10 protein-coding genes are annotated in these 11,926 nt (G+C 62.9%); all 10 read right to left on the bottom strand.

The features are described 5' to 3' along the window. Positions 1-56: 56 nt before the first annotated feature. The 10 genes from B5525_RS25330 to B5525_RS25285 all read right to left on the bottom strand — a co-directional run bounded on the left by B5525_RS25330 (position 57) and on the right by B5525_RS25285 (position 11,911). Entirely contained in the window at positions 57-1,556 is a 1,500-nt protein-coding gene (locus B5525_RS25330; protein WP_079568450.1) for an ABC transporter substrate-binding protein, read from the bottom strand. Positions 1,557-1,617: 61 nt separating this feature from the next. Further along, a complete protein-coding gene (locus B5525_RS25325) occupies positions 1,618-2,643 on the bottom strand; it encodes an ABC transporter ATP-binding protein (RefSeq protein WP_079568449.1) in 1,026 nt (341 codons plus the stop codon). After that, positions 2,640-3,647 carry an ABC transporter ATP-binding protein gene (locus tag B5525_RS25320; RefSeq protein ID WP_079568448.1) on the bottom strand — a complete coding sequence of 336 codons (1,008 nt, stop codon included), beginning with the start codon at positions 3,645-3,647 and terminating at the stop codon, positions 2,640-2,642. Before B5525_RS25320 ends, B5525_RS25325 begins: the two co-directional genes overlap by 4 nt. Beyond that, positions 3,647-4,540, bottom strand: a complete 894-nt coding sequence (locus B5525_RS25315; RefSeq protein WP_079568447.1) for an ABC transporter permease — start codon at positions 4,538-4,540, stop codon at positions 3,647-3,649. Before B5525_RS25315 ends, B5525_RS25320 begins: the two co-directional genes overlap by 1 nt. 23 nt (positions 4,541-4,563) lie before the next feature. Further along, on the bottom strand, positions 4,564-5,514 hold the full coding sequence (locus B5525_RS25310) for an ABC transporter permease (protein WP_079568446.1): 951 nt from the start codon (positions 5,512-5,514) through the stop codon (positions 4,564-4,566). A gap of 245 nt (positions 5,515-5,759) precedes the next feature. Beyond that, positions 5,760-6,950 carry a multiple monosaccharide ABC transporter permease gene (gene mmsB / locus B5525_RS25305; RefSeq protein WP_079568445.1) on the bottom strand — a complete coding sequence of 397 codons (1,191 nt, stop codon included), beginning with the start codon at positions 6,948-6,950 and terminating at the stop codon, positions 5,760-5,762. Beyond that, positions 6,947-8,524, bottom strand: coding sequence for a multiple monosaccharide ABC transporter ATP-binding protein (gene mmsA, locus B5525_RS25300; protein WP_079568444.1), 1,578 nt, complete (start codon positions 8,522-8,524; stop codon positions 6,947-6,949). The genes mmsB and mmsA overlap by 4 nt, the downstream gene beginning before the upstream one ends. A 157-nt stretch (positions 8,525-8,681) precedes the next feature. Continuing rightward, on the bottom strand, positions 8,682-9,746 hold the full coding sequence (gene chvE, locus B5525_RS25295; RefSeq protein ID WP_079568443.1) for a multiple monosaccharide ABC transporter substrate-binding protein: 1,065 nt from the start codon (positions 9,744-9,746) through the stop codon (positions 8,682-8,684). Between the two features lie 183 nt (positions 9,747-9,929). Continuing rightward, positions 9,930-10,817: an SMP-30/gluconolactonase/LRE family protein gene (locus tag B5525_RS25290; RefSeq protein WP_079568442.1), complete on the bottom strand. Its 888-nt coding sequence runs from the start codon at positions 10,815-10,817 to the stop codon at positions 9,930-9,932. Between the two features lie 26 nt (positions 10,818-10,843). Next, a complete protein-coding gene (locus tag B5525_RS25285; RefSeq protein ID WP_079568441.1) occupies positions 10,844-11,911 on the bottom strand; it encodes an aldose epimerase family protein in 1,068 nt (355 codons plus the stop codon). Between the last annotated feature and the right edge of the window lie 15 nt (positions 11,912-11,926).

The following is an 11,926-nucleotide window of genomic DNA, read 5'->3' as shown; positions in this document are numbered from 1 at the left end:
GTACCGAAGACTTGAACCCGCGGATCGTTCCTTCCAGCGCTCGGATGTCTCCAGGCTCATTCCCACGACCAGCCGGAGAAATCGTTCGCAAACTGGGGGACCTGGGTCCACACGCCTTTCAGCTTCTTGTTCGCGATACTGATCAGTTGCGGCTGGTACAGGAAACCGGCGGCGGCGTCGGTTGCGAGCATGCGCTGGGCGTCGCCCAATAGTTTGGCGCGATCGGCTTCGTTGGCGGCTTGCGTAATCGAGCTGTAAAGCGCGTTGAAGGCCTCCGACTTGTAGCCGATATAGTAATTGTCCTCGGTATATTTCACCAGATCGAACGGCTCGACATGGGAGACGATGGTGAGATCGTAATTGTGCGGACCGTTGGCGTTGAACACCGCGGACAACCACTGCGCCCATTCCACATTCTCGATCCTGGCGATAATGCCGGTCTTGGCGAGCTGCGCCGCCAGAACCTCGCCGCCCTGCCGCGCATAGGACGGCGGCGGGAGCTTCAGGCTCACTTCCAGCGGCGTGGTCACGCCGGCCTCCGCGAGGAGCTTCTTCGCCTTCTCGACATCGAAGGGATTGATGTCCGTGGTGTCGACGTAGCCAAGTGAACCCGGGGTGTAGAAGCTGCCGATCGGCACGCCGAAGCCGTCGGCCGCCCCCTCGATCATGGCCTTGCGGTCGATCGCCGCGAGGATCGCGCGCCGCACCCGCACATCGTCGAACGGCTTCTTCCTGTTGTTGATGGCGACGATGGTCTTGGCCCGCGACCCGCCGATCATGACGTTGAATCTCGGATCTGCCTTGAACTGGGCGAGACTGCGCGCGGCGGCCACCCGCGGGAAGGCATCGACGTCGCCTGAAAGCAGCGAGGCCACCTGCGCTGAGGGATCGCTGATGAAGCGGATCACGACCTTGTCGAGCTTGATCGCCGCCGCGTCGCGGTATTGCGGCCATTTGGTCAGCGTGATCGACGACCCCTTGGCCCAGGCCGCAAGCACGAACGGCCCGGTGCCGACAGGCTTGGTGGCATCAGTCGGCGCGCTCTTCGGCTCGACGATCGAAGCCGAGGCCTGCCCAAGCAGGAACGGCAGATTGGGCTCGGGATTCTTCATGCTGATCACGACCGTATCGTTGTCCGGCAAGGCGATCGCCGCGATACTCTGGAACAGGCTCTTGTCCTTGTTGGTGCTGGTGGGTTCCACCGCCCGCTCATAGGAGAACTTCACCGCCTGCGCGTTGAACGGTTCGCCGTTCTGGAATGTCACGCCCTTGCGGAGCTTGAACGTGTAGGTCTTGAGATCGGGTGCTGCTTCCCAGCTCTCGGCGAGCAACGGCGCAACCGAACCGTCCTCCTTCACCTTGGTGAGCGTCTCATAGACGTTGTAGAGCGTGACCTCGGCAATGGCCGCGGCGGCGCCGCTGGTCGGATCGAGGCCGGGCGGCTCCAGCGTCATGCCGATGGTGACGCTGTCCTTCTTGCCCTGCGCCAGAGCCTGTTGCGGCAGAAGGGAGAGCGCTGCCATCGCAGCAGTGAGCAGAACGAGCTTTCTGAACATGTAAAGACTCCCGGAACAGGCTAATCGAACGTCGCGTCGATCCAGCATCCGCATAACACTATCACGGCTCGTCCGCCAAGGGAGCCAGCGCCATGACGGTCTCGGCGTGGTGACAGGCAGCGGAATGGCCGGGACCGACGCTGCGCGCCACCGGCACGACCGCGCGGCAATGCGCATCGGCGAAGGGACATCGTCCGGCATAGGCACAGCCCGTCGATCCCGCCGATTGCGACGCGATGACCTGCGCGCCGCGTCGTCGGCGGTCGCGGCCCGGACGGGCGCGCGGCACGGCTTCGAGCAACGCGCGCGTGTAGGGGTGCGCGCAGCGATTGAAAAGATCCTCAGGCCTCCCCTGCTCGACGATGCGCCCCAGGTAAATCACCGCGATCTCGTCGCACAGATATTCCACCACCGCGAGGTCATGGCTGATCAGGACGTAGCTCAATCCGAATTCGTCCTGCAGGTCTTCCAGCAGATTGAGCACCTGCGCCTGCACCGAGACGTCCAGCGCGCTGACCGGCTCGTCGGCGACGATCAGTCTGGGCTGTGTGATCAGGGCCCGCGCGATGGCGATGCGCTGGCGCTGGCCGCCGGAGAATTCGTGCGGGAATTTGTCCATGTCGGCATCGCGCAGGCCGACCTGCTTCAGCACCGCGGCGACGCGGCCGCGCTGCTCGGCGCGGTCGATACGACCGAGCGCGGTCAGCGGTTCGGCAACAATGCGCGCAACTGTCTGGCGCGGATCGAGCGAACCCTGGGGATCCTGGAACACCATCTGGAAATCGCGCCTGGCGTGGCGCAGTTCTCCGGCGGGCAGCCGATGCAGGTCACGCCCGAGCAATCGCACCGAGCCGGATGTCGGCGTCTCCAGCGCCATCACCACGCGCGCAAAGGTTGATTTTCCCGAACCGGATTCACCGACCACGCCGAGGCTCTTGCCCGCCGCCAGCCGCACGCTGACGCCATTGAGCGCCAACACCTCGGGGGCGGGCTTGAACAGGTTTTCACGCGGCAATTTGTAGCGCTGCACGAGGTCATCGACCTCGAGAAGCATCGGCTCGGGCGTTGCGTTTGCCGTCGCGCTCATGCGGTCACGGCCCCAACCCGGTTCGCCATCGCGACATCGGTACGCAGGCAGCGCACGGTGTGGCCGGCATTGACGGTGACGGGTGGCGGAAAGACCGCGCGGCAGCGTTCTTCGGCGATAGCGCAACGGTCGGCGAACGCGCATCCGGAAGGAAGGTCCGCAAGCTCAGGCACCGTGCCGGGGATGGTTTTCAGGCGCGTCCCCTTCGGCGCGCCGAGCCGCGGCCTGGCGCGAAACAGGCCCTGGCTGTAGGGATGACCGAGGCCTGCGAACAGGCCCTCGATGGTCCCGTTCTCCACCACCGTGCCGCCATACATCACCATCATGCGCTGCACATTTTCGGCGATGACGCCGAGATCGTGGGAAATCAGGATCATCGACATGCCGCGTTCGGCCACCAAGTCGGCAATCAGGTCGAGGATCTGCCCCTGAATGGTGACGTCGAGCGCGGTAGTCGGCTCGTCCGCGATCAGAAGGTCCGGCTCGCAGGCGAGCGCCATGGCGATGGTGATGCGCTGGCGCTGGCCGCCGGAAAACTGGTGGGGGTAGGCATCGGCCCGCTTGGCCGCATCGGGAAGGCCGACGCGGTCGAGCAGTGCAATCGCTTCCCTGTACGCCTGTGCGGCCGAAAAACCCTTGTGCCGACGTAAGGGCTCGCCGACCTGGCGGCCAACGGTGTGCATGGGATTGAGCGCGGTCATCGGCTCCTGGAAGATCATGCTGACGCGATTGCCGCGCAGTTTGCAGTAGTCGGCTTCGTCAAGGCCTATAAGCTCCTGGCCGTCCAGCCGGACGCTGCCGCTAACCTCGGCACTGTCCGGCAACAGCCCCATCAGCGCCATCGCGGTCACCGACTTGCCGCAACCGGACTCCCCGATCAGGCCAAGGGTCTCGCCGCGCGCCAGCGAAAAGCCGACGCCACGCACCGCGTCGGCCGGGCCACGGCTGGTATTGAGCCGGACGCGCAGATTGTCGACTTCGATCAGCGGCTTTGTGTCGGCCATCACCGCTCCCGCGACAGACGCGGATCGAACAGGTCCCGCAATCCGTCGCCCAGGAGATTCAGCCCCAGCACGGCGGTTGCGATCGCAACACCCGGATAGACCGCCAGCGACGGCGATTGAAACAACAGGCTCTGCGCGTCATTGAGCATCCTTCCCCAGGAAGGTTGCGGCGGCTGGGTGCCGAGCCCAAGATAGGAGAGCGCCGCCTCCGCCAGGATCGCCAGCGCGAACTGGATCGTCGCCTGCACGATCAGGATCGAGAGAATATTGGGCAGCACGTGTTCGAGCGTGATCCGGAACTTGCCCTTGCCGGAGGCACGCGCCGCCAGCACGAACTCCCGCGCCCAGATCGCGTTGGCGGAGCCGCGGCTGATGCGCACGAAAAGCGGGATCTGGAAGATACCGATCGCCGTGATCGAGGTCAGCATGCCCGGCCCGGCCACCGCGGCCAGCATGATCGCCGAAAGCAGCGCCGGAAACGCGAAGGTGAAGTCGGAAAGCCGCATGATCACCTCCTCGGCCCATCCCCTGCGGGCGGCCGCAACAAGTCCGAGCGAGACGCCGAACACAAGGCCAATGCCCACCGCGATGATTCCGACCATGATCGAGCTTCTGGCGCCCACCAGCAGCAGCGAGACGATGTCACGGCCGAGCATGTCGGTGCCGAGCCAGTGCAGCGCGGAAGGCGCATTGAGCTTGTGCGTCATGTCGAGTTCGTAGGCCGACCACGGCGTCCAGACCAGCGACAGCAGCGCCGCCGAGATCATCACCATGGTGAGCGCGCCGCCGGCCACGAAGCTGCGATGACCAAGCGCGCGTTGCCAGAAATTGTTGACGGATCGGCGCGACGGCGACGGAGCCGCGGCGCCCGGAGGAGCGGCATTCGATGGCATCGCCGCTGCTGGTTGACTGCCGCTCATAATTCGCTGGCCTTGAGGCGCGGATCGATCGCCGCATAGAGCACATCGACCACGAAATTCACGATCACGACCATCGCCGCCAGCAGCATCACGCAATTGCGGACCACGATGAGATCGCGATTTGAGATCGACTGAAAAATGAGACGCCCCAGTCCCGGCAGATAGAAGACGTTCTCGATCACGATCGCCCCTGCCAGCAGATTGGCAAACTGCAGCCCCATCACCGTCATGACCGGGATCATCGCGTTGCGCAGCACGTGCCCCCACATCACCTGGCGCCGGTTGAGGCCCTTGGCGCGCGCGGTGCGCACGAAATCCTCCCGCAGCACCTCGAGCACCGCCGAGCGCGTGACCCGTGCCAGGATCGCGGCCTGCACCACCGCGAGCGAAATCGCCGGCAGCAGCAGCGAGCGGAGGCCGGGAAGAATGCCCTCGTCCCAGCCTGCGAATCCACCGGCCGAGAGCCATTGCAGCTTCACGGAGAACAACAGGATCAAGAGGATGGCGAACCAGAAATTCGGAATGGCGATGCCGAATTGCGTCGCCGCCATCACGCCGACATCGCCGGCCTTGTTATGATTGGCGGCGGTGTAGACGCCGGCGGCAAGCGCCAGCACCACCGTAAGCAGCATCGCGAGGACCGCCAGCGGAATGGTCAGCGCCAGCCGCTCGGCGATCAGATCCGCCACCGGCGTACCATAAGAATAGCTGTTGCCGAGATCGCCGACCAGAAGTCCGCCGATCCAGTTTAGATAGCGAACGACGAGCGGCTGGTCGAGCCCGAGCTTGATGGTCATGGCGTGGATCGCCTCGGGCGATGAGTCCGCGCCCATCAGCATCTCGGCCGCGTTTCCCGGCAACGCGTCGAGGACGAGAAAGATGATCAGCGAGGCGCCCGCAAGCGTCGCAACCAGGGTCACAAGGCGCCGGAGAATGAAGACGCTCACCGCAGGTTCCCTTCGCGCGGAAATGATTGGTCCGAAGATATCGCATGTCGATCATCCGATCTTTGCGAATATCATTCAACAGACCTTACGCAGATTCCGGTATACCGCACCGATGCGCATCTGCAAACAGCGTACACACCAAAGCCCGAGTACACATCCATGGTGGCCTTCACTCGCATATTTTTCGCAACGCGGGGCCTGCGGACAGCACTTGACCGTGCTGGAGGGATCAATCAATCGGCGCCTCAGCGCCGCTGGTTGTAGACATCCAGACACACCGCGCCGAGCAGCACCAGCCCCTTGATCACCTGCTGGTAGTCGATGCCGATGCCGAGGATCGACATGCCGTTGTTCATCACACCCATGATCAGCGCGCCGATGACTGCGCCGGCCACCCGCCCGACGCCGCCATAGGCCGAGGCACCGCCAATGAAGCAGGCGGCGATGACGTCGAGTTCGAAGCCGGCGCCTGCCTTCGGTGTTGCAGTGTTGAGCCGCGCAGCGAATACGAGGCCGGCAAGTGCCGCCAGCACGCCCATATTGACGAAGGTGAGGAAGGTCAGCCGCTCGGTCTTGATGCCGGAAAGCTTTGCCGCCTTCTCGTTGCCGCCGACCGCGTAGATTTGCCGGCCGATGGTGGTGCGCGCGGTGACGAAACCATAGAGCGCGATCAGCGCGATCATGATCACCAGCACGTTGGGCAGGCCGCGATGCGAAGCGATCAGATAGGTAAAATAGATGATCACGCCGAACAGGATTGCGTTCTTGAGCGCAAAGAAGCCGGTGGGCTCGACCTCGACGCCATGGCTTGCGCGCCGGGCGCGGGTCTTGACGCTGAGATAGACCAGACCAAGCGCCAGCACGGCGCCGATCAGGATCGAGGTGGGGTAAAGCGCGCCGGCGCCGGGAAACATTTCGGGAATGAAGCCGGAGGAGAGTTTCTGGAAGGTCGGCGAAAACGGGCCGACCGACTGGCCCTGCAGCACCGCAAGCGCCAGCCCCTTGAACACCAGCATGCCGGCCAGCGTGACGATGAAGGACGGAATCCTGAAATACGCCACCCAGTAGCCCTGCGCCGCGCCGATCAGCCCGCCGAGCGCGAGGCAGGCGATGGTGGCGGGAATGAAATGCACGTCGTAGCGCACCATCAGCACCGCAGCGATCGCACCGATGAAGCCTGCGACCGAGCCGACCGAAAGGTCGATGTGCCCGGTGACGATCACCAGCAGCATGCCGAGCGCCATGATCACGATATAGCTGTTCTGCAGCACCAGATTGGTGAGGTTTAGCGGGCGCAGCAGCGTGCCGTCGGTGACGAATTCGAAAAACAGCATGATCGCGAACAGCGACAACAGCATGCCGTATTCGCGCAAATTGGCCTTGAGAAAGCCTGCATGCTTGCCCGCTTCGGGAAGCGCCACGGTCTTGTCGCTCATGAATGCGCCTCTCCCAACAACTTTTCTTCCAGGTTTCTATCCACCAGCCGCTCGCCCTTGCGCACGATGACGCGCATGATTTTTTCCTGCGTCGCCTCGGCTCTCCCGAACTCGCCGACAAAAGCGCCTTCGTTCATCACGTAGATGCGGTCGCAGATCCCGAGCAGTTCCGGCATCTCCGACGATATCACGATGACGGCCTTGCCAGCGTCGGCCAGCTCGTTGATGATGCAATAGATCTCGTACTTCGCACCGATGTCGATACCGCGCGTCGGTTCGTCCAGGATCAGGATTTCTGGATCGGTGAACAGCCATTTCGACAGCACCACCTTTTGCTGGTTGCCGCCGGACAGGTTGCCGGACGTCTGATAGACGTCGGAGCAGCGGATGCGCATGCGGTTGCGATAATCGCTTGCTACCTGCAATTCCTTCATGTCGTCGATGACGCGGCCGGCCGCGACACTGCCGAGATTGGCAAGCGTGATGTTCTTGCGGACGTCGTCGGCGAGCAGGAGGCCGAGCTGCTTGCGATCCTCGGTGACGTAGGCAAGACCGGCGTCGATGGCACGGCTCACGGTCGAGAGGTCGACCTCGCGGCCGTGCAGCATGGCTTGGCCGGTGATCTTGCGGCCCCAGGAACGGCCGAACAGGCTCATGGCGAACTCGGTGCGCCCGGCGCCCATCAAACCTGCGATGCCGACGATCTCGCCGCGGCGAACGTGGAAGTCGACATTCTTGATGACTTGCCGGTCCGAATGCTGCGGATGATAGACCGACCAGTTCTCGACCTTGAACACCACCTCGCCGATCTCGGGCTCGCGCTTGGGGAAACGATGCTCGAGGTCGCGATCCACCATCTTGCGGATGATGCGATCTTCCTCGACCGCGCCGGCCTCGCAATCCAGCGTATCGACGGTACGGCCATCGCGCAGCACGGTGATGCGGTCGGCGACGCGCGCCACCTCGTTGAGCTTGTGCGAGATCAGGATCGCGGACATGCCTTGGGCGCGAAACTCGAGCAAGAGATCGAGCAGCGCCGCGCTGTCACTTTCGTTGAGGCTCGCGGTCGGCTCGTCGAGAATCAGGAGGCGCACCTCTTTGGACAGCGCCTTGGCGATCTCCACCAGCTGCTGCTTGCCGATGCCGATATTGGTGACCAGCGTGTCCGGCGCTTCGTTGAGTCCCACCTTGGCGAGCAGCTGCCGCGACCGCTTGTAGACCGCGTCGCGATCGATAACGCCGAACCGCGACGGCGGGCTGGCGATGAAAATATTCTCCGCGATCGAGAGCAGCGGGATCAACGCCAGTTCCTGGTGAATGATGATGATGCCGAGCGCCTCGGAATCATTGATGTCGCGGAAGTGCCTGTCCTCGCCTTCATAGACGATGCTGCCGTCATAGCTGCCGTGAGGATAGACACCGCTCAACACCTTCATCAATGTCGACTTGCCGGCGCCGTTCTCGCCAACGAGCGCATGGATCTCACCCTGCCTGACGGTGAAATTGACATCGTTCAATGCCTTCACGCCGGCGAAGGCTTTGCTGATACCGCGCATTTCGAGCAGTGTGGTCATTCAGACTCCCCGGAGCATGGTAACGTCAGGACGCGGACGGACGGGACATCCAGCGCGAAGACGCCGGAGCCCGCCATCGGGCCGCGCTCTGCGCAACCCGATGACGCTCTTCCCGGATATGGCGACAGGAACGCTCCACGCCCGGTCACCGTCCGCCTCAGTTGATCTGGGCTTTCTTGTAGTAACCGCCGTCGATCAGGATCTTCTCCCAGTTGGTCTTGTCCACGACTACCGGCTTCAGCAGATAGGAGGGCACCACCTTCACGCCGTTGTTGTAGGTCTTGGTGTCGTTCACCGTCACGGTCTTGCCGCTGAGCGCCGCGTCCACCATGTCGACGGTGACCTTGGCGAGGTCGCGGGTGTCCTTGAAGATCGTGGAGTACTGCTCGCCGCGCAGCATCGACTTGATCGAAGGCACTTCCGCATCCTGTCCGCTGACGATCGGCATCGGCATGTTGCCACTGCCGTAGCCGACACCCTTGAGCGATGACAGGATGCCGATCGAGAGCCCGTCATAGGGCGAAAGCACGGCGTCGACCCGCTTGGTGGTGTAGAACGCGCTCAACAGATTATCCATCCGGGCTTGCGCCGTGGCGCCGTCCCAGCGCAGCGTCGAGACCTTGTCCATGCCCATCTGCTTGCTCACGACCACGAGCTTGCCGCTATCGATATAGGGCTGCAGCACCGACATCGCGCCGTTGTAGAAGAAGTAGGCATTGTTGTCGTCGGGTGAACCGCCGAACAGCTCGATGTTGAAGGGGCCCTTGCCTTCCTTCAGGTTCAGCCCCTGCTCGATCGACTGCGCCTGCAGCACGCCGACCTGAAAATTGTCGAAGGTCGCATAGTAGTCGACGTTGGGCGTGTCGCGGATCAGCCGGTCGTAGGCTATCACGGTAATACCCTTGTCCTTGGCCTGTTTGAGCACATCGGACAGGGTGGTGCCGTCGATCGAAGCGATGACCAGCACCTTGGCGCCCTTGGTCACCATGTTCTCGATCTGGGAGAGCTGGTTCGGAATATCGTCTTCGGCGTATTGCAGGTCGGTGTTGTAACCGCGCTCCTTCAGCACCTTGACGATGTTGTTGCCGTCATCGATCCAGCGCGCCGAGGCTTTGGTAGGCATGGCGATGCCAACGGTGGGCTTGCCCTGCCCGAACGCGGGGCCAGCAAGGCCGACCGCACCGAGCACGATGGCGGATAGAGCAGCTTTGAGTAAGTTCATGTTTCGCTCCCAGGGTTTTGAGCCTTAATCGCCGCGTTGTCGCGGTTTGCTGTTGGCGCCGGGGCGTACCGGCGCATCGTCGGACACCATGCTGGCCGACGGAAACGGAAAGGATGATCGATCACAGGTTGCAGTTCTGCAAGTGTCATGACGACCTCATGCGCGATGGTGTGAGGCGGCCCGTCATGTCGGGCCGAGCCTGACGCGAGGTTCCGGCCGCCCCCGCGCGCCGATGTCGAGAATGAACGTTTGGCCATGGTGCGGATCGGCAGCCCTGGCATGCTCGTCCATTCCCTGCCAGGCCGTGGTGACCAGCAGCCGATCGAAATTCCGGCCGACAAAGACCGGGCAACTCGGCTGCGTCGCCGGAACCCGTATGGTGCGGACGCGATCACCTTCCGGCGAATAGACGTCGATGCAGGATCCGCCCCAGCGCGCGTTCCAGATCAGCCCTTCGACATCGACCACGGCGCCGTCGAGATCGCCTGCCCCGCCGCGGTGGTCGAAGAGCGGCGCGGGATTTCCGGTCGGCAGAGCGTTTGTGGGGTCGATGGCGACGCGATACAGGATGCCCTCGCTGCTATCGGTGAAATAGGCCGTTGCACCGTCGGGCGAAAAGCAGATCGCGTTCGGAATGGTGATGCTGGCATAGAGCCGACGCAATTCGTCGCCGTCAAAGCGATAGATTGCGCCCGCTCCTTTTTCGGCCTTTCGGCCCATGGTTCCAATCCAGAGCGCGCCGCAGGGATGCACCCGCCCGTCGTTGGAACGGGTTGCCGGGTTGTCCGCTTCGAGCGGCACGTGAAGCGCAAGGCGACCGTCGGCGATATCGCGGACATAGAGGCCATTTTCGGTCGCGAGCAGCTGGCGTTGGTCGTCGATGAAAGCAAGCACGCTTGCCATCAGGGGAAGCGCGTGCGAGGCGACCGCGCCGGATGCAAGATCGGCCTGGAACAAGGTGCGCTCGATGATATCGAACCACCATGCGGTATCGCTCGCCGGATCATAGGTGCAGCCCTCACCGAGATGGCAATGCCAATCGCTTAAGGTTTTGGTGCCGACTTCCTCCACGCGGGTCTCCCTTGTTCTTCTGCGCCTCAGATTGCGGAAAATCGATACAGCGAGGCGTGGCGATAGACCTGCCCGGGATCGAGCCGCGCCGACGGAAAATCCGGACGGTTTGGCGTATCGGGATAGACCTGTGGCTCCAGGCAGAGCGCGTCATACTGACGATGGACGCGGTCATACTTTCCGGTCACGGTTCCATCGAGGAAATTGCCGGAATAGAACTGAACGCCCGGCTGGTTGGTCCAGAGTTCGAGAACTCGGCCCGATCCCGGATCTTCCAGGCGAGCGGCAAGGCGTGGCGCGCTGGTAACGCCTCCGGGGAGGCAGAAATTGTGATCATACCCCTGCCGGATATGCACCTGTTGATCCGCGTCACGCAGCCGGGCGCCGACGCGATGGGGCTCGCGGAAATCAAATGGCGTTGCTTCGATCTTGCTCGCCGCGCCCAACGGAATACCGGCCGCGCTCACCGGCAAATAGGTATCCGCCGCGATCATAAGCTGGTGGTCGAGAATATTTCCGCCGGTCTCGACGCCTGCGAGATTGAAGAAGCTGTGATTTGTCAGATTGACGATGGTCGGCCTGTCCGTCACCGCAGAGAACTCAAGCGAAAGCTCGGCTCCGCCGGAAATGCGGTAGGTGATGTCGGTTCTGAGTTGACCGGGATAGCCCTCTTCGCCGTCCGAACTTACACGGGACAGCGTGACAAAAGGCGCGGGAGTTTCGCCCACGGCGGTGATGGTCCATGGTTTGCGATCGAAGCCTGCCAATCCGCCGTGCAGCGCGTTGGCCCCGTCATTGGCAGGCAACTGAAAGCGCTCGCCATCCAGTTCGAACGCGGCGTTCGCGATCCGGTTGGCGTAGCGCCCGATCGTTGCGCCAAGAAAACTTCGAACCGCGAGATAGCCCGCAAGATCAACGCGGCCAAGCACGACATCGGCAAGGCGCCCGGCGCGATCCGGTACAAAGATGGATTGCAGCGCCGCGCCATACGTGATGAGGCGTACCTCGAAACCATTATCACCACGCAGCCGCACGGTTTCAATCGCGGTGCCGTCCGGGAGGCGGCCGAAAATCTCGCGTACGACCTTCGGCATCTCTGATTTTTCCAA

The organism is Bradyrhizobium erythrophlei (genome assembly GCF_900129505.1).
Lineage (GTDB): Bacteria > Pseudomonadota > Alphaproteobacteria > Rhizobiales > Xanthobacteraceae > Bradyrhizobium > Bradyrhizobium erythrophlei_D.
The sequence above is the reverse complement of the archived record's forward strand: the minus strand, read 5'-3'. Positions and strand labels throughout refer to the sequence as shown.